An 18965-nucleotide genomic window follows, 5' to 3' on the forward strand; every position below is an offset into this window, starting at 1 on the left:
AAAAAAAGGGCGACCCTAAGGCCGCCCTGATCAAGGGTACTGTATAAATTAGACAGCAGCTAACACTTGCTTGGGTTCAACAAATGGCAGGTTTAATGCGTCTGCTACGTGTTTGTTCACCACATGACCGTTGATCACGTTTAAGCCGTTTAACAGGTGTGCATCGTCCAGCAGTGCCTGTTTGTAGCCTTTGTTGGCTAAACGGATGATAAACGGCAGAGTAGCGTTGTTCAGTGCAAAAGTAGAAGTCAGTGGCACTGCACCTGGCATGTTGGCCACACAGTAATGCACTACGTCATCAACAATGTAAGTTGGATCAGCGTGAGTAGTGGCCTTAGAAGTCTCTACACAACCGCCCTGGTCGATAGCAACGTCAACAATGGCCGAACCTGGCTTCATACGTTTGATATGATCCGCAGTCACCAGCTTAGGAGCTGCAGCACCTGGAATTAACACACCACCTATGACTAAGTCAGCAGATAACACATGTTTTTCCAGTGCATCTACAGTGGAGTACACTGTTTTCACTGCGCCGTTGAACTGAGCATCGATACGACGTAATACGTCCACGCTGCGGTCCAGTACGACCACGTCAGCACCCATACCTACAGCCATCTGAGCTGCGTTGGTACCGACCATACCACCACCGATAATCACGACTTTGGCAGGCTCAACACCAGGTACGCCGCCTAATAACATACCGCGACCGGCACAGGATTTCTCTAACGCACGGGCACCGGCCTGAATAGACATACGGCCAGCCACTTCAGACATAGGAGCTAATAAAGGCAAGCCACCACGGTTGTCTGTGACTGTTTCGTACGCGATACAAATAGCTTTTGATTTGATCAGGTCTTCAGTTTGTGGCAGATCCGGTGCTAAGTGCAGGTAAGTGAACAGGATTTGGCCTTCACGCAGCATAGCGCGCTCCACTGCCTGAGGCTCTTTCACTTTAACAATCATGTCTGCTTTAGCAAAAACTTCAGCAGCAGTAGTTAATACTGTGGCACCAGCAGCCTGATAAGCGTCGTCACCAAAACCAATGCCGCTACCTGCATTGTGTTCAACAAAAACAGTGTGGCCAAGAGCAGTCAGCTCACGCACGCTGGCAGGGGTCATACCGACGCGGTATTCGTGGTTTTTAATCTCTTTAGGTACGCCAATAATCATGATATTCCGCCTGTGTAGGGTTGAGTAAAATTTTCGCCTAGTATAGTTACTGATTTGTAGTTTTACCTGTTGTTTTTTGACTTAAGTGCAGTTATAAATCCTGTTATAAATTCAAAAGTGAAATTTTTATCTGCTATGTACGAAACCAGTAAAAGTGTTAAAAAATTAGATCGCATTGACCGTAAAATTCTGACCGAATTACAGCATGATGGTCGTATTGCCAATGTTGAATTGGCGAAAAGGGTAGGGTTGAGTGCTACGCCTTGTTTGGAGCGGGTACGTAAATTAGAAGCTGAGGGCTATATACTGGGCTATACAGCGCAGGTTGACCCGAATAAAGTAGGTTCCGCGTTACTGGTTTTTGTTGAAATCACCCTAAGTAAAACCTCGCCTGAGGACTTTGACGAATTCAGTAAAGCTGTACAGAAGCTGCATGAGATACAGGAATGCCATTTAGTCTCCGGCAGTTTCGACTTTTTATTAAAAACCCGGGTCGCCAATATGGCGGCTTATAGGGAGTTGTTAGGGGAAACTTTATTACGTTTGCCCAGTGTGCGTGAAAGCCGTACTTATGTAGTGATGGAAGAGGTGAAACAAACTACTTTTGTTGCGGTGAATTGATAGTCATGATGTGGTTGTGCTGGAAGGATGGTAGGTTTTGTACAGCTTTCATTCAGGCTCAATAGCTTATATAGCCTGAGTTGCTGGTTATAAAGGGGTGCATCAGAGTTGTCTCTCTGGTATCTTAAGTAGGTAGAATTCTTAGAATAAATGGGACTTGTTGTGTTGAGTGAAGCCAGAAGGTTGCGAGCCAAATTATTGTTTTCTTTAAACGGAATGCAGCGTTTATCTGAAGTAGGTTTAATACTGAGCTTTGGTTTAGCTGCCTTTATGTTATTGGCTTTGATGTCATTCGATCCGGCCGACCCAAGCTGGTCTCAGGCAGGTTATCAAACCGCCGTGCATAATTACGCAGGGCCTAAAGGTGCCTGGATTGCTGATATCTTGTTATTTACTTTTGGCTGGATAGCTTATTTAGTACCGCCACTGGTAGCCTTTGCTGGTTATTTGTTAACCCGCCGCGCTAAAGCACTGATGGAGATGGACTTTCTGATCCTCGGGTTGCGCCTGATAGGTTTGGTGTTAACGATTCTTTGTGCCAGCGCCATCAGCAGCATTAACTTTAATGATATTTTCTATTTTTCATCCGGCGGTGTAGTGGGTGATGTCGTCACTTCTATGCTGATGCCAAACTTTAATTTTATTGGCACCATACTGTTACTGCTTTGTGGTTTATCGACAGGTTTAACTCTGGCGACAGGTATTTCCTGGGTCACAGTGGCAGATGAGCTGGGCGCTTTAACGATACGTTTGCTGGTGGCTTTGTATCAGGCGCCAACCCGTTTAGGTCATTATCTGGCGCAGCGTTCTGCGGCTAAAGCGGCATCGCCTTTATCTTTTCAAACCGAATCGACAGTACCGCAACAGCGTCGTGAACCAGAAATGGACACTAACATGTCCAAACTTACTGACACAGAACCTGCTGTAGCGCCAGAAATTATCAGATTAAGCCCTGTGCGCAACGAAGCCACAGAGTCAGCCTTTGTTGCACCTGAAGAAGAACAAATCCCTTTACCTGCAATTGAAGAAGTGCAAACTCAGCCTAGCCGGGCTTATTTCCCTGCGCCAGATCGCGTAGAGCCTCTGCCTTTTGCACCTTTGGATGAGAAAACTGAAGCTGTGGCTTTTGTTAGTGTCGATACACTGGCTGACGACGATTTAAGTTTTTCTGCTGTGGACGATGCCTATTACCCTGAGCAATTGCAGCATCTGGAACAAAGTTTTGCCGAAGTTGAACGTCAGGCTATCGTAGAGCCTGTGATTATTGAAGAAGACGAAGAAGACGATACGCCCGATGTTGCTCACTTCAGCCCTGATGATTTGCCTTCTTTAGCCTTATTAGACAGACCAGACAAAGCCACGAATCCTATAGATCCAGCAGATTTAGAGCGGGTATCCCGTTTAGTTGAAACTAAGCTGCTGGATTTTGGTGTCGATGCCAAAGTCGTAGCTGTATTGCCTGGCCCTGTAGTCACTCGTTTTGAGCTAGATTTAGCACCAGGTGTCAAGGTTAGTAAAATTACTGGTTTGTCCAAAGACTTAGCCCGTTCTTTATCTGCTATCAGCGTGCGGGTTGTGGAAGTGATACCTGGTAAATCCTATATAGGTTTAGAGCTGCCGAACCAGTTCCGTGAAATAGTGCGTTTATCTGAAGTGATAGGCGACGATATCTTTATTCAGTCAAAATCGCCTTTAACTATGGTGCTGGGCAAAGACATCGCCGGTAAATCCGTAGTGGCCGATTTAGGCCGTATGCCGCACTTGCTGGTGGCTGGTACCACGGGTTCCGGTAAATCGGTCGGCGTTAACGTGATGATTTGTAGTTTACTCTATAAATCTACGCCTGAAGATGTGCGCTTTTTAATGATTGACCCCAAGATGCTGGAATTGTCAGTGTATGAGGGCATTCCACATTTGCTGACCGAAGTAGTCACAGATATGAAAGAAGCGGCCAATGGCTTGCGCTGGTGTGTTGGTGAGATGGAACGTCGTTATAAGCTGATGTCGGCCCTTGGTGTGCGTAATTTAAAAGGCTACAACCAGAAAATTCAGGATGCTATAGCAGCTGGTACGCCAATTCGTGACCCAATTTGGAAGCCAAGCGACAATATGATGACGATGCCGCCTGAGCTTGAGAAGTTGCCTTCTATAGTAGTGGTCATCGACGAATTCGCTGACATGATGATGATTGTCGGTAAAAAGGTAGAAGAGCTGATTGCCCGTATAGCGCAAAAAGCCCGTGCTGCCGGTATTCACCTGATTTTAGCGACTCAGCGTCCGTCAGTGGATGTCATTACAGGTTTGATTAAAGCCAATATCCCAACCCGTATGGCGTTTCAGGTGTCATCAAAAATTGACTCCAGAACCATTTTGGATCAGCAGGGCGCCGAGAGCTTATTAGGTCAGGGCGATATGTTGTATCTGCCGCCAGGTTCTGGTGTGCCCACCCGTGTGCATGGTGCTTTTGTCGATGACCATGAAGTACATGCTGTGGTATCGGACTGGAAACGCCGTGGCAAACCGAATTACATTTCAGAAATTTTAAATGGTGAACCATCGGAAGATAGTTTGTTACCGGGCGAAAGTATGGAAGGCGATGATGCCGAGTCGGATCCATTGTTTGATCAGGCTGTGGCTTTTGTCACCGAAAGCCGTAAAGCTTCGGTTTCAGGTGTACAAAGACGCTTCCGTATTGGCTATAATCGCGCCGCCCGTTTAGTGGAACAAATGGAAATGAGCGGTATTGTCAGTGGTGCAGGCCACAACGGTAACCGTGAAGTACTAGCGCCTCCTCCTCCTAAAGTATTTTAACTAAGGTGTATATGAAAAAAACTGTAGCAAATAAAGCTGTTGCCCTGGTGTTGTCTCTGATGTTGCCTGCTTTTATGGCAGTGGCGGATCAAGCTGATGCTTTACAAAACAAGTTAGCGCGTTTAACCAGCTTTCAGGCCAGTTTTGATCAAACCGTCGTCGATGCCAGCAATAAGCTGATCCAGCAGGGCGAAGGCCTGTTGTCGTTGAAGCAGCCATCTTTGTTTCGTTTTGAAACTCAGACACCAGAGCCAAATTTGTTTATTGGTGATGGCAAAACGCTGTGGTTTTATGCTGAAGTGTTAGATCAGGTCAGTATTTATGATGCCAAAGAACAAGTGCAGAAAACCCCTTTTGTGCTGCTGACCTCACATGATCCTAAGTTGTGGGCCCAGTACAATGTCACAGGAGCTGACGAGCAGTTTGATATCACGCCGAAAGATCCAAGCAATGCAGTGAAAAAACTCAGCCTGAAATTCTCTGGCTTAGCCTTGTCGCAAATGGTGGTCGTGGACAGCAATGGCCAGAACAGCACTTTTGAATTTAATCTGGTGCAATACAATACGCCGCTGGCATCAGAGCTGTTTCAGTTTGCCATTCCTGCCACAGCTGAAGTGGATGATCAACGCGTCAAGTGAACAACCTCGGCTTTGAATTCCATGACGATATCAGGCCTCTGGCAGCACTGCTGAGGCCAACAAAGTTATCGGATTATGTTGGGCAGCAGCAAGTGCTGGGGCCTGGCACTCCGCTGCGTAAGGCAATAGAAGCAGGGCGCATCTCCTCTTTGATTTTATGGGGCCCTCCAGGCACAGGCAAAACCACTTTGGCAGAGCTGATAGCCATTTATGCCAAAGCCGCCATTGCGCGTTTATCTGCTGTTACTGCTGGCGTTAAAGAAATACGTGAAGAAATTCAGGCGGCTAAGCAACGTTTAGTGCAAAATCAGCGCACCTTGTTATTTGTCGATGAAGTGCACCGCTTTAACAAAGCCCAGCAAGATGCGTTTTTACCCCATATTGAAGATGGCACCATTATTTTTATTGGCGCCACCACAGAAAACCCTGCGTTTGCACTGAATAACGCTATGTTATCCCGCGCCCGTGTCTGTATTTTAAAAAAGCTGACGGCAGAGGATCTGACCTTAGTTACAGAACGTGCTGTGGTGCATTACCAGCAACATGGTCAGCAGGTTCTGATAAACGCTGAAGCTCAATCCTTATTACTGCAATTAGCAGATGGTGATGCCAGACGTTTATTAAACCTGTTTGAGCAAGCCGTTGAAACCGCGCAGCAGGGCGCTGCAGTGACTGAACTAACGGCTGACTTATTTCGGCAGTTAGTACCAAGGCAATTACCGGGTTTTGATCAGCAGGGCGATATTTTTTACGACTTAATTTCTGCTTTTCATAAATCGGTGCGTGGCTCCAACCCCGATGCTGCTTTGTATTGGTATTGCCGTATTTTAGAAGGCGGTGGCGATCCTTTGTATGTGGCTCGACGATTACTAGCTATCGCCAGTGAAGATATAGGCAATGCTGATCCTCGCGCTTTAACCATTGGTTTGGATGCCTGGGATACTTTTGCCCGCGTAGGACCAGCCGAAGGTGAGCGGGCTATAGCTCAGGCTGCTGTCTATATGGCGCTCGCGCCAAAATCCAATGCGGTCTATAGCGCTTTTAACCAGATGCGGCAGTATGTGCAGCAACATCCGTCTTTTGAAGTACCGGATCATTTGCGTAATGCCCCGACGGCTTTGGCTAAACAACAAGGTTTTGGCAAGGCGTATCGATACGCGCATAACGAGCCAGGTGCTTATGCGGCAGGTGAAGTGTATTTGCCAGCAGAGATGGCAGGCATGAAGTTTTATCAGCCTTCTGATCGTGGCTTAGAAAAACAACTGCAGGACAAAATGACTTATTTAGCCATGCTGGACCAACAGGCAAAAGGACAAGACTGATGCATGCATATCTGGCTGTGGCTATTGGTGGCGCTTTAGGTGCCTGTTGTCGTTTTGGATTAGGCGAATTTATCCTGCATCTTTTTGGTAAATCATTCCCTTTTGCCACTTTGCTGGTTAATATTCTCGGGTCTTTTGTATTAGGTCTGCTTTATGGCCTGTTTTTAGCCGAACATCTGACGGTTGATCCGTGGAAAACCTTGATCGGCGTAGGTTTTTTAGGTGCCTTTACTACCTTTTCGACTTTTTCACTCGACACTGTTTTACTGCTGCAACAAGGCGATTTGGTGAAAGCCGGCCTGAATGTTGTGCTGAACGTGCTGATTTGTTTAACACTCGCCTGGCTGGGTTTAAAGCTGGGCTCAATGAAGTAATCACTATGTTAGATGCAAAATTTTTAAGAGCCGAATTAGCTCAAACTGCCCAACGTTTGGCAGACCGTGGTTTTGTGCTGGATGTCGCCACTTTACAAAATCTGGAAGAACAGCGCCGCGAGTTACAAATGGCGACTCAGGATTTACAGAATTCACGTAATACCAAATCCAAAGCCATAGGTCAGGCCAAAGCTCGTGGTGAAGACATCAGCCCGTTGCTGGCTGAAGTGGATGGTTTAGGTGCACAGCTCGAAGATGCCAAGCAAAAGCTGGATGCCGTATTAGCGCAGTGGGACGCTATTGTCAGCGCTATTCCAAACTTGCCGCATGAGTCTGTACCAACAGGTAAAGATGAAACCGGCAATGTGATAGTGCGGCAGTGGGGTGAAGCCCGTGCTTTTGAATTTGAACCTAAAGATCACGTGGCTTTAGGCGAAGCGCTCGACAAAGGCCTGGATTTTGAAAATGCGGTAAAAATTGCCGGTTCACGTTTTGTGGTGATGCGTGGCCAAATTGCCCGTCTGCACCGTGCTTTAAGCCAGTTTATGCTGGACTTACACACTGAGCAGCATGGTTACACTGAGCTGTATGTGCCTTATCTGGTGAACGCTGCTTCTTTGTATGGCACTGGTCAGTTGCCAAAATTTGGTGCAGATTTATTCCATACCAAACCAGCCACAGAAGAAGGTGTGGGTATGTCGTTGATCCCAACGGCTGAAGTACCTGTGACCAACTTAGCTCGTGATTGCATTTTTGAACTGACTGAACTGCCACAAAAATACACTGCTCATACACCGTGTTTTCGTAGCGAAGCAGGCTCTTATGGTCGTGATACCCGTGGTTTAATCCGTCAGCATCAGTTTGATAAAGTTGAATTAGTGCAGTTAGTGCATCCGGATCAGTCTTTTGCTGCGCTGGAAGAATTAACAGGTCATGCTGAGAAAGTATTGCAGCTGTTAGGTTTGCCATACCGCACCATGTTGCTTTGTACTGGTGATATGGGTTTTGGTTCAACCAAAACCTACGATTTGGAAGTCTGGCTACCGGCACAAAATACCTACCGTGAAATTTCTTCTTGCTCAAGCATGGGCGATTTCCAGGCTCGTCGTATGCAAGCTCGTTTCCGTCCGGGTGAAGGCAAAAAGCCAGAACTGTTGCACACCTTAAATGGCTCTGGTTTGGCTGTGGGTCGCACGCTAGTTGCTATTCTGGAGAATTACCAGCAAGCTGATGGTTCTATTCAGATCCCAGCAGTGTTACAGCCTTATATGGGTGGTAAAACGGAGATCCGCTGTTAATCTGAACTCTGTGTTCTTTTTGTAAGGAGCAGCTTTTCTGCTCCTTTGTACTGGGTAAAGCTGATGTCATTAATCAAAGAACAACAACAAAATTCAAAAAAGATTCCGATCCCCCGTCATGTGGTTGTGCGTAAAACCAGGCCGAATCCGGTAAAGACCATGTTGCGCTGGGCTTATTGGCTGATATTGATTGGTGTGATTGCAGTAGTGGTAATTACCAGTTTTGACGCCGGGATGGGAATGTACAAAGGGCTGAATTAACAGCCCTTTGTTTTTTAAGCCTTTTGGTTCAGAGACACTTTGCCGGTTTTGGCAAACCGGCAATACGGGTGGCTTGTTTAGCCGGACCTTCTGGAAACAACAGAAATAAATATTTACTGTTGCCTTTATCTGCACCCAGTTTTTCTCCCATGCTTTTCACCAGTAGACGTATGGCAGGAGAGGTTTGATACTCCTGATAAAAAGCACGGACAAAATTCACCACTTCCCAGTGGGCTTCTGTCATCTGGATTTGCTCTAAACGGGCGAATTCCTCTGCCAGTTGTGGCGTCCATAAGGTTAAGTCAGCCAGGTAACCGTGTTTATCCAGTGGATAGTTTTGGTTATTTAAAATCAGTTCAGTCATCAGAGTTGTTGTTCCGCTTGCAGCACTAATTCAAGCCACTGGCTATCATTCAGTGCGGTAAAAGGTTCGGAGATAACCAAGCCGCGTACTGCTGCATCAGTGATCAGACAATACACAGGACAAGGTAGGTGGTTTAGCTCTGAGTGTTGCATCAAATATACAGCTTCCTGTCTTAACAAAACGATGTCTTGCGCACTGACAAGACTTAATAGATCCGGCAGTTTGTTGATACTTAAATCAAATAGTCTCATATCAAGCCTTAATCACATGCTGCTGCGTTAAAAGCAATTGGCTAAGCTCGTTACTTTCCAGTGGCTGAAGGTCCAGCATAAGCTCATAGGCTTCCAATTTGCGTTGCCGTAACGATTCCGCGCAGATATACAGCTGCTCGATATCATACAGCTCGAACAATTTAAAACTGCGTCTGAAGTCTTTGACCATTACATCTGCGCTGTCATCAGCTTTTAGCAACTGATATACAGCGTCATCGCTAAATATAACGCTGACCTGATGGTCTACCGCTGCCAGGGCGAAGATTAAATCAAGGCTTTCCCTGGCTTCTATGCCCTGAAAAGGCAACTTCGTGACTAACACAGCTATCTTCATGAAAATTGCACCAGTCTATCTGTATTCGCTAAACGCATCGCAAACTCGGCTAAACCAGCAGCTGTATAGCCATGTGCTGGCTTTACCTCATTAGAGCAGACACCGCGTTTTTCAGCTGCTGTGATACAAAACAGCAAGGGGATTTGATGCTGGAGGCAAAACTGCTGAAGCTTGACCGAAAGCTTGGGTTCATCTGAAGGCAAATCAATCAAAGCCGAGGCTGCATAAACCGCATCCCGATATAAAAACACCGAATCTACACTATGGCCTGCCACAACAGCCTGCTGCATAAAACGTAAGGCGCTGACAAAACTTTGGCCTTGTAATACCGGGCCTTCAATCAGAACGGCAAAACTGGTCATGTGTTTACCTTTCGCATCATCATTATTCTAAATAACCCTTTACCGAAGGATATATAGCCTATAAAAAAGCCCCGCATTTGGCGGGGCATTTTACTGCAACATCAGCTTATCTCAAGCCTTAATTAATCATCGCTGCCCATGATACCCAGTAACTGCAGTAACGAAGTGAACAGGTTAAAGATGTTCAGGTATAAACCCACTGTAGCGCGAATATAGTTAGTTTCGCCGCCGTTGACGATACGACTGGTATCAAACAGAATTAAACCAGACATAATCATCACTACAGCTGCGTTAATCGCCAGATGCAGGGCAGGGATCTGGAAGAACATATTGGCTAAGCCAGCGACTATCACCACGATCAAACCTACGAACAAGAAGCTGCCCATAAAGTTAAAATCTTTACGTGAGCTTAAAGCGTAAGCAGACAAAGAGAAGAATACGACTGCGGTTAAGCCTAAAGCTTGCATAATCAGCTCAGGACCGTTTGCTGTTGCTGCGAAACGGTTCAGCAAAGGGCCAATAGAAGCGCCTAAACAGCCCGTTAAAGCAAATACCCAGAAAATGCCACTGGCGCTGTCTGCTTTTTTCTGTACGACAAAAATTAAACCAAAAGCCACCAGGGTAAATACCAGACCCAGGCCAAAACCGAAGTTCATCGCCATGGAAATACCGGCAGTGACAGCGCTGAATGCTAAAGTCATGGCCAGCAGGAAGTAGGTATTACGTAGTACTTTGTTGACTTCTACGCTATGGCCAATGTGGCCAGCTTGCGTGTTTTGGTTGTAGGACATTGCTGTTCTCTCCATTCAATAGTTACTTTTCTGACTTTATATTACTTGGGAAGTTCCCAAAGTGCCAGCAGTTATCTTTGTAAAACAATTCAATCGTTTACCTTGTTTTATCAAAGTATAAAAAAATGCTTTTCTTTCGCAACTGATCTGATTATCATACGCGGCGCCGGAGGGGTGGCAGAGCGGTTTAATGCACCGGTCTTGAAAACCGGCGAAGGTTAATAGCCTTCCGAGAGTTCGAATCTCTCCCCCTCCGCCATTATTCCAGGAACCCGTATCAGCGAAAGTTGATACGGGTTTTACGTTTTAGTGGATCTGCTTTTTTACAAGCAATAAAAAAAGCCGCACAAGGCGGCTTAGTTCGAATACACAGCTGTTAATTCACCGCAGTACAACTCATACAGACTGAGTAGATACCTTTTGGATCGTTAAACTGTTCCAGCACTTTAAAGTCCTGATTAATTTGCGTCACGATGTTTTTCAACAGCGGGCTAAACGCTGACTCTTTCGCATCAGGTAACAGCGCTTGTACTGTGCTTGAGGCGAACATATCACGCAGCAACTGCTCGGTAGGGGTTAATTCCTGTTCCATCACTTTAATGTCGTATTGCGTTAAACCCGCTTTTTCAGCTGCAGCAGCAATAGCGTCATCGAAGGTGCCCAGTTTATCCACTAAACCAAACTCCAGTGCTTTGGTACCAGTCCAGACCCGGCCCTGAGCTACTTTATCCACAGCTTCTTTGCTCATGCCGCGGTTTTCAGACACCATGCCGATGAAGTCGTCATAGCCTTTGTTGATCATCAGTTGGAAAATACCTGACATATCTGGTGTTAAACCTTTAAACAACGGTAAACCTGAACTTAAACCAGCCAGCTCTGAAGTGCCTACGCCGTCAATGTTCAAACCCAAGACTGGCATGGCGTTTTCCAGCGTATGGAATAAACCGAAGATGCCAATGGAACCCGTAATAGTAGTAGGAGAGGCCCAGATCTCATTGGCTGGAGCCGCTATCCAATAACCACCTGAAGCAGCTACTGCACCCATAGAGGCAATAACAGGCTTACCTGCAGCTTTTAACAGTTTGATTTCCTGACCTATGATTTCAGAAGCAAAAGCACTACCGCCACCGCTGTCGATACGCAGTACTACAGCTTTTACTTTTTCATCAAAACGGGCACGACGTAATAAAGCAGCTGTAGTGTCACCACCTATAGTGCCAGCTTTGGCAGAACCATCGATAATGGTGCCACGGGCTACAACCACAGCGACTTTTTCAGTCAGTGGGTTATCGTAGTGAACTGGCGGCAATACTACATCCTGATAGTCTTTAAACTGAACCTGATTAAAGCTGTGTTTTTCGTTTTCACCCACTAAAGCAATCAGGTCCTGACGAAATTCTTCACGGCTTTTGATGCTGTCGACCAACTTTGCATCCAGTGCGTATTGCGTCATATCGCCATTCACTGCCTGTAACTTCTGATACAAACCAACGATAGTTTCATCGAAGTTATCGACTGCGAAGCCACGACGTTCAGACACTTGTTGTTTATAGCTGGCCCATAATTCGTCCAACCAGGCTTTGTTGGCTTCTTTGGCTTCATCTGACATGGTATCGCGGGTAAAAGGCTCTACTGCAGATTTATAAGTACCAACTTTAAATACGTGAGTGGTGATTTTTAATTTTTCTAATGCAGATTTGTAATACATAGGGTAGCTGCCAAAACCTTCCAGCAACACAGTACCCATAGGGTTTAAGTTAATGCTGTCAGCATATGAGGCGAGAAAATACTGGTTTTGGCTGTAATAATCGCCTGTTGCCATTATTTTTTTACCTGAGGCTTTAAAGTCCTGTAATGCAGAACCTACCATAGATAATTTATCCATAGAGCCTCTGCCAAAAGAAGACAGGTCCAGCACTATGGCTTTAATACGTTCATCTTTTTTAGCGGCCTGAATGGTTTTCACCAGATCCGTCACTAAAATTTCAGGCTCTTCGTCCTGTGAACCCATACTCTCATTTAATACCTGGTCCAAAGGATCGACATAACGTTTTTCTTCGACCAGATCTCCAGACAAGTTCAGAATTAAAGCGGCGCTGTCAGGGATCTTCACTTTATCGTCACTGCTGAAAATGGATACCAGTATAAGGATAAACAAAATGGCAAAAATAAGATTAAAAGTGATGTGGCGAACCAGACTGATAGCGCGCCAAATGCCACCAAAAAAGCGTCTTAAGATCCCAGGTTTTTTCTCAGACATATGATGTACCTATAGTTTCGGCAAAATAGTAGAGAGCTATGCTAACGAATTTAAGGCTAAAGCTCAGGGTCGAATTTGTAAGTAAATGTTTATTTATCCTTCTTGCCTTAAGTTGCAGTGTCGTTCACTGCACTCCTATGGCCTCGCTGCATCATCAATTACTTTGTGTATCTCTTGCGATAAATCAGCAAAACGGCTACATTCTTGCTATTCAACAGGTACGACCAGAGAGATTATTGTGGCATATCCGCATTTATTGGCCCCACTGGATTTGGGCTTCACTCAGTTAAAAAACCGCGTCATTATGGGCTCTATGCATACAGGCCTGGAAGAAGAGAAGAACGGTTTTGACAAGCTGGCTGCTTTTTATGCAGAACGGGCTAAAGGTGGAGTAGGTTTAATTATCACTGGAGGCATCAGTCCGAATTTTCGCGGCAATCTGGTGCCTTTTGGTAGTCAGCTGACCTGGTGGTGGCAAGCTGGTAAACATAAAAAAGTTACTGAAGCTGTGCATCAGCATGGCGGCAAAATTTGTATTCAACTGTTGCACGCAGGCCGTTATGGATATCATCCTTTTAGTGTGGCACCAAGCGCAGTGCAATCACCTATTACACCTTTTAAACCTAAAGCTTTGTCTGACAGCCAAATTCGCAGCACTATCGCTGACTTTGCTCACTCCGCCAAACTGGCGAAAAAAGCAGGCTATGACGGTGTTGAAATTATGGGTTCAGAAGGGTACTTACTGAATCAGTTTTTATGTAGTCGGACTAATCAGCGCACAGACCAATGGGGCGGCAGTTTTGAAAACCGTTGTCGTTTTGTGCTGGAAATCTTAAAAGCCGTACGTGAAGCCTGTGGTAAAGATTTTATTATTATTTATCGCTTGTCGATGCTGGATTTAGTTGAAGATGGCAATAGCTTTGAAGAAGTCATTGCATTGGCAGCTTCTGCCGCAGCAGCGGGTGCCACTATGCTTAACACAGGTATTGGCTGGCATGAAGCCCGTGTGCCGACCATTGGCACTATGGTTCCTCGTGCTGCTTTTAGCTGGGTGACAGAGCAAGTTCGCAAACATGCCAGCATTCCTGTGATTGCAACCAACCGAATTAACGACCCACAGGTGGCTGAAACTATTCTCGAATCAGGTCAGGCTGATATGGTTTGTATGGCAAGACCATTTTTGGCCGATGCTGATTTTGTCAATAAAGCAGCCGCCAATCAGGCGCACTTAATTAATACCTGTATTGCCTGTAATCAGGCCTGCCTTGATCATGTATTTCAGAAAAAGCGCGCCAGCTGTTTAGTCAACCCAAGGGCGTGTTACGAGACCGAACTGAATTTTGAAACTGCAACGGCGAAGAAAAAAATTGCTGTAGTAGGGGCAGGACCAGCAGGTTTAGCCTTTAGTGTTTATGCGTCGTCCCGTGGTCATGAAGTGACTTTGTTTGACCGTGGCAGTGAAATTGGTGGGCAGTTTAATTACGCCAAACAAATACCGGGTAAAGAAGAGTTTTATCAGACGCTGCGTTATTTTGGCGAGATGCTGAAAGTAAACAAGGTGAATGTGCAGCTGAATTCTGAGCAAACGGCACAGAGCTTGTCCGCTGGTGGTTATGACCATGTGGTGTTATCCAGCGGTATCAAAGCCCGTCAGTTAGATATTCCGGGTTTTGATCATCCTAAAGTATTAAGTTATTTGGATGTACTGAAACATCATAAGCCTGTGGGTCAGAATGTGGCTGTGATAGGAGCCGGTGGTATTGGTTTTGACGTGTCTGAATATTTAACAGAGCCACATTCATTAACTCTGCAACCCGACGCCTGGTTAAAAGACTGGGGCATAGATAAAGACTATCAAAGCCGTGGGGCTTTGTTGGCTGACGCGCCGTCAGAACCTTCAGCTCGTAAAGTATTTTTATTGCAACGCAAAACCAGCAAAGTAGGAGCTGGTCTTGGCAAAACCACAGGCTGGATCCATCGCAGCTCGTTAAAGAAAAAAGGTGTAGAGATGATGTCCGGTGTCAGCTACACCAAAGTAGATGATGCAGGTCTTTGGATCACTATTGACGGTCAGGAACGTTGTTTGGCGGTCGATAACGTGATTATCTGCGCTGGTCAGGAGCCTGAACGTAGTTTGCACCAGCAACTGCTGGACGCAGGCCAACACGTGCATCTGATAGGTGGTGCGGACGTTGCTGCAGAACTTGATGCAAAGCGTGCTATCCGTCAAGGTGCTGAACTGGCAGCCCGTTTGTAATACAGAGTGGTTAAAACTTCCACCTGAGCAACGTCGGGTGGAAGCCTGTTTATCAAGGTTTTACTCAGTTCTGATCCTGCACCTGAAATATATTTTTCTAACTTTCACTTGCTAAGCCTACCTAATTCCCGCTATTACTCAGAGCGGGAATGCATTCGTATGCATAAAATGCGTGTTCAATCCTGGTGCAGCGCGATAATGCTGCACCAAAATGGAAATTTGTCATACGTATGTCATCTGTTGTTCCTAAATTTAATGTCCTCAGAGGCATTGATTCATCTGGAAAACAATAATTTTTCAGGCTGCTGCCTCTTGTGGTATCAGCTTTGCTTTGAAAAAAACAGAATAAAAAATAACAGTTAAATTGTCAGGTTTATCAACAGGGAGACTTATATGTCTGGTGTACTTACCATGATTTTAGCGGGGGGCGAAGGGACCAGACTGGCACCTTTGACTGGAGTCAGAGCCAAACCGGCTGTGCCCTTTGGTGGCAATTACAGGATTATCGATTTTGTGCTGAATAACTTTGTGAATTCAGATTTGTTACAGATTTTTGTGATCACTCAGTTTAAATCTCATTCATTGATGAAACATTTAAGCCGCGCCTGGCGGGTGACCGGCTTAACCAACAGATTTATTGACCCTATTCCTGCGCAGATGCAAACAGGCAAACACTGGTATCTGGGCACAGCAGATGCGGTGTATCAGAATATTCATCTGATCCATGGCATTGACCCGGAAGAGGTTTGTGTATTCGGTGGTGACCATATCTACAAAATGGATGTGCGGCAAATGCTGAATTTCCATCGTCAGAATAATGCGTTACTAACGGTCGCCGCTATTCCTGTGCCTGTGTCTCAGGCGCATGAGTTTGGCGTGATTGAAGTCGACAGCACAGGAAAAATGATAGGTTTTGAAGAAAAACCTAAATCGAATCCTAAAACTATTCCGGGGCGGCCTGATTATGTGCTGGCTTCTATGGGCAACTATATTTTTGATGCGAAGACCTTAGTTGAAGTACTAAACGAAGACGCTGCGCAAATTGATTCAAAGCACGATTTCGGCCATAACATTATTCCGAAGATGTATCCGGCTGGTAATGTTTATGTGTATGATTTTTCGACGAACATGATCCGTGGTGAGCAAGCTGACTCCAAAGGCTACTGGCGTGATGTGGGTACACTCGATTCTTACTATGAAGCCAATATGGACTTAATTTCAGTGCAGCCGCCCCTGGATTTATACAATAAATACTGGCCGCTACGCAGTTATACACCGCCGATGCCACCTGCCAAGTTTGTGCACGATGAAGCCAACAGAACAGGGCAGGCGATAAGCTCTATGGTCGCCTCTGGTTGTATCGTCAGTGGTGCTATCGTCTATCAGTCTATATTGGGATATAACACTGTAGTGCATAGCCATGCTTACATTGAAAAAAGTGTATTGATGGGTAATAACGATATAGGACGGGGTTGTCGTATACGTCGTGCTATTATCGACAAAGATGTGAAAATAGCACCTAATACCATTATTGGTGAAGATCCGGTGCTGGATCGTCAGCGTTTCCATGTGTCGGCTGATGGTGTTGTGGTGATCCCAAAAGGGGCAATGGTAGGATTTGACTGATACTGGGGTCGCAAAGGCCGCAGATCAAACAGCGGCCTTTAGTGGGAAATGATCAATGCGCGTGTTGTTTTTATGCAGTGAATTTGAAGGTGTAATCAAAACCGGTGGTCTGGCAGATGCCAGCCGGGGTTTAGCTACAGAGATGCAAAAGCTAGGGCATGAAGTCAGAGTGTTGCTGCCTCGTTATGGCAGCCTGTACTCTGTGCCTGTAGAAGAAAACTGGCAGTCCGTTTATTTTGCTTTGGGTGGACAAGCCCAGGGCTGTGCAGTGCGTACAGTGTTAAATTCAGAAGTGCCATTGGCCCTGATTGAACATCATGATTATTTTGGTCGTCCGCGGCCTTATGATGATGGGCAACATGGTTATCCTGATAATGCATTACGTTTTGCATTTTTCTGCAAAGCCGCTTTGCAGTTTTGTGTAGATACAGGCTGGGTACCTGATCTAATTCATGGTCACGACTGGCAAACTGGCATAGCGGCTTATTATTTAAAGCAGTTTTATCAGCAGGCTTTGCCTGGTACTAAAATGCTGTTCACCATTCACAATGGCGCATACCAGCAAGGACTGTCTGCCGCGGAACGGGCTCAGACTGAAGTCTATCCGTCTACTGCGATGGCAGGTTCGAGTATGCTGGCTTTGGGTTTGGCCTACGCAGACAAAGTAAATACCGTGAGCAAGGGCTACGCCACAGAGTTATTGACTGAACCAGCTGCAAACGGTTTAGCCGCCTTATATCAGGCCCGGGGCTCGGATTTCTCCGGTATTCTCAATGGCTGTGATTATGAGCAGTGGGACCCGGCGACCGATCTGTACCTGACGGCTCACTACAGTCACACTAAACTCAAAGGCAAACTGGCCTGCAAAACTGAACTGAAACAGCGTTACGGTCTTGAACAAAATACAGCACCACTTTTTGTGCTGGTAAGTCGGGTGACAGAACAAAAAGGTTTTGCCTATTTATTACCTGCATTAGAGCAATGGTTGGCTAAAGCCGACGCCCAAGTGCTGATGATGGGCACTGGTGATCAGGCTTATATTGGCCGTTTGCAGGCGTTGAACGACAAATTCCCGGGACGTTTTGTCTTTGTCGAAGGCTTTAATGAAGCTTTATCTCATCAATTGGAAGCCGCAGGCGATTTTTTCCTGATGCCGTCTTTATTTGAGCCTTGTGGCTTAAATCAAATTTACAGCTTACGTTATGGCTCCGTGCCTGTGGTGCGTTTAACGGGCGGCTTAAAAGACACGGTACGGGATTTAGCCGACAGTGAGCCAACGGGCATAGGTTTTGTTGAACCTACAGCACAGGCGTTACTGGAAGCGTTAAACAGAGCTTTACAGTTGTATCAACAACCTGCATGGTACAAAGAAGTGCAGCAAAGGGGTATGCAACAGCGTTTTGGTTGGGCAGAATCAGCATTGCAGTATCAGATGTTGTATCAACAGCTTCAGGCCTGATTGGAGGCAACTCAGTGATTTCGGCCAGACCTTGAGCAAACGACAAGGTAATGTGTAAAAGCTGTTGTATGGACAAAATAAAGTTTGGTAGCCTTAAGCGAAGTTTGTGGCTTTATATGAGCTAAATCAAAGGGTTTTATTATGGATGCTGTTACGTTATTAACGACCCGCTATTCTTCTTCACGTTTAACCGAACCCGCGCCCAGTGGCGAAGCTCTGGCTATTATTAAACAAGCGGCCTTACAGGTACCTGATCATGGTCATTTAAGGCCATGGCGTTTTGTGGTGGTCAATGGCCGCAAATCACTGGAGAAATTAGGCGATATTTTTGCAGAAGCAGCACTGGAAGAAGATCCATCCGTTGCTAACGAGATAATAGAACGAGCCCGTCAGTTGCCTTTACGGGCTCCTATGGTGATCGTCTGTATCGCCAAATGTATCAATCATCCGAAAGTACCTTTGGCTGAACAAACCCAATCGGCCGCTTGCGCTGTGATGGCGATGCAACAGGCCGCTTTTGCTTTAGGTTTTGGTGGCATATGGCGCACTGGTGCTTACACCCAGTATGAGTTTGTAAAGCAGGCCTTTGAGTTGGGTGAAGACGATGAAATTGTCGGTTTCCTGTATTTAGGTACCTGTGCTCAGGAAATGGCGGCGAAGCCACCTTTGGCAGTTGAAGAGTTTTTCAGTGATTACAACTAACAGCTTTGGCAGAACAGAGCGTAAGTTGAAATAGAAAAAGGCG

At 45.9% G+C, this 18965-nt stretch carries 18 protein-coding genes and 1 tRNA gene; 12 read left to right on the top strand and 7 right to left on the bottom strand.

Going from position 1 to position 18965, the window contains the following annotated elements; translation table 11 throughout:
• Positions 1–48 precede the first annotated feature (48 nt).
• On the bottom strand, positions 49–1170 hold the full coding sequence (gene ald / locus LSG37_RS11040; protein WP_233079927.1) for an alanine dehydrogenase: 1122 nt from the start codon (positions 1168–1170) through the stop codon (positions 49–51).
• Between the two features lie 135 nt (positions 1171–1305).
• Between ald and lrp the strand changes: the two genes are divergently transcribed.
• The 7 genes from lrp (at position 1306) to LSG37_RS11075 (ending at position 8495) form a co-directional block, all read left to right on the top strand.
• Positions 1306–1791: a leucine-responsive transcriptional regulator Lrp gene (lrp, locus tag LSG37_RS11045; protein WP_046521198.1), complete on the top strand. Its 486-nt coding sequence runs from the start codon at positions 1306–1308 to the stop codon at positions 1789–1791.
• 162 nt (positions 1792–1953) lie between these two features.
• Positions 1954–4602 carry a DNA translocase FtsK gene (locus LSG37_RS11050; protein ID WP_366515559.1) on the top strand — a complete coding sequence of 883 codons (2649 nt, stop codon included), beginning with the start codon at positions 1954–1956 and terminating at the stop codon, positions 4600–4602.
• Between the two features lie 11 nt (positions 4603–4613).
• Positions 4614–5240: an outer membrane lipoprotein periplasmic chaperone LolA gene (gene lolA, locus LSG37_RS11055; protein WP_233079929.1), complete on the top strand. Its 627-nt coding sequence runs from the start codon at positions 4614–4616 to the stop codon at positions 5238–5240.
• Positions 5237–6562 carry a replication-associated recombination protein A gene (locus tag LSG37_RS11060; RefSeq protein ID WP_233079930.1) on the top strand — a complete coding sequence of 442 codons (1326 nt, stop codon included), beginning with the start codon at positions 5237–5239 and terminating at the stop codon, positions 6560–6562. The genes lolA and LSG37_RS11060 overlap by 4 nt, the downstream gene beginning before the upstream one ends.
• Complete coding sequence (gene crcB, locus LSG37_RS11065; protein WP_233079931.1) at positions 6562–6936, top strand: fluoride efflux transporter CrcB; 375 nt, start codon at positions 6562–6564, stop codon at positions 6934–6936. The genes LSG37_RS11060 and crcB overlap by 1 nt, the downstream gene beginning before the upstream one ends.
• Positions 6937–6941: 5 nt before the next feature.
• Positions 6942–8234, top strand: coding sequence for a serine--tRNA ligase (serS, locus tag LSG37_RS11070; protein ID WP_233079932.1), 1293 nt, complete (start codon positions 6942–6944; stop codon positions 8232–8234).
• A 63-nt stretch (positions 8235–8297) separates the two neighbouring features.
• A complete protein-coding gene (locus tag LSG37_RS11075; RefSeq protein WP_233079933.1) occupies positions 8298–8495 on the top strand; it encodes a hypothetical protein in 198 nt (65 codons plus the stop codon).
• Positions 8496–8523: 28 nt separating this feature from the next.
• Here the strand turns inward: LSG37_RS11075 and LSG37_RS11080 are convergent, their stop codons facing one another.
• The 5 genes from LSG37_RS11080 to LSG37_RS11100 form a co-directional block, all read right to left on the bottom strand.
• Positions 8524–8859, bottom strand: a complete 336-nt coding sequence (locus LSG37_RS11080; protein WP_233079934.1) for a TusE/DsrC/DsvC family sulfur relay protein — start codon at positions 8857–8859, stop codon at positions 8524–8526.
• On the bottom strand, positions 8859–9110 hold the full coding sequence (locus LSG37_RS11085) for a DsrH/TusB family sulfur relay protein (RefSeq protein ID WP_233079935.1): 252 nt from the start codon (positions 9108–9110) through the stop codon (positions 8859–8861). The genes LSG37_RS11080 and LSG37_RS11085 overlap by 1 nt, the downstream gene beginning before the upstream one ends.
• Position 9111: 1 nt before the next feature.
• Positions 9112–9465 carry a sulfurtransferase complex subunit TusC gene (gene tusC, locus LSG37_RS11090; protein ID WP_233079936.1) on the bottom strand — a complete coding sequence of 118 codons (354 nt, stop codon included), beginning with the start codon at positions 9463–9465 and terminating at the stop codon, positions 9112–9114.
• Positions 9462–9827, bottom strand: coding sequence for a sulfurtransferase complex subunit TusD (gene tusD / locus LSG37_RS11095; protein WP_233079937.1), 366 nt, complete (start codon positions 9825–9827; stop codon positions 9462–9464). The genes tusC and tusD overlap by 4 nt, the downstream gene beginning before the upstream one ends.
• Before the next feature lie 122 nt (positions 9828–9949).
• The gene (locus LSG37_RS11100) at positions 9950–10618 is read right to left on the bottom strand and encodes a Bax inhibitor-1/YccA family protein (protein ID WP_233079938.1); all 669 of its coding nucleotides are present in this window, start codon (positions 10616–10618) and stop codon (positions 9950–9952) included.
• 168 nt (positions 10619–10786) lie between these two features.
• On the opposite strand from LSG37_RS11100, the gene LSG37_RS11105 reads away from it, so the two are divergent.
• Positions 10787–10877, top strand: a tRNA-Ser gene (locus tag LSG37_RS11105).
• A gap of 117 nt (positions 10878–10994) precedes the next feature.
• On the opposite strand, the gene sppA is transcribed toward LSG37_RS11105, so the two are convergent.
• Positions 10995–12878 (bottom strand): signal peptide peptidase SppA, encoded by a 1884-nt coding sequence (sppA, locus tag LSG37_RS11110; RefSeq protein ID WP_233079939.1) that lies wholly within the window; start codon positions 12876–12878, stop codon positions 10995–10997.
• A gap of 238 nt (positions 12879–13116) precedes the next feature.
• Between sppA and LSG37_RS11115 the strand changes: the two genes are divergently transcribed.
• The 4 genes from LSG37_RS11115 to LSG37_RS11130 all read left to right on the top strand — a co-directional run bounded on the left by LSG37_RS11115 (position 13117) and on the right by LSG37_RS11130 (position 18922).
• The gene (locus LSG37_RS11115; protein ID WP_233079940.1) at positions 13117–15135 is read left to right on the top strand and encodes an oxidoreductase; all 2019 of its coding nucleotides are present in this window, start codon (positions 13117–13119) and stop codon (positions 15133–15135) included.
• Positions 15136–15528: 393 nt separating this feature from the next.
• Positions 15529–16761 carry a glucose-1-phosphate adenylyltransferase gene (gene glgC / locus LSG37_RS11120; RefSeq protein ID WP_233079941.1) on the top strand — a complete coding sequence of 411 codons (1233 nt, stop codon included), beginning with the start codon at positions 15529–15531 and terminating at the stop codon, positions 16759–16761.
• Between the two features lie 55 nt (positions 16762–16816).
• Positions 16817–18220, top strand: coding sequence for a glycogen synthase (locus tag LSG37_RS11125; RefSeq protein WP_233079942.1), 1404 nt, complete (start codon positions 16817–16819; stop codon positions 18218–18220).
• Between the two features lie 141 nt (positions 18221–18361).
• Positions 18362–18922, top strand: coding sequence for an NAD(P)H nitroreductase (locus LSG37_RS11130; RefSeq protein WP_233079943.1), 561 nt, complete (start codon positions 18362–18364; stop codon positions 18920–18922).
• Positions 18923–18965 lie beyond the last annotated feature (43 nt).

The sequence above is a fragment of the Rheinheimera soli genome, from assembly GCF_021290985.1.
GTDB classification, from domain to species: domain Bacteria; phylum Pseudomonadota; class Gammaproteobacteria; order Enterobacterales; family Alteromonadaceae; genus Pararheinheimera; species Pararheinheimera soli.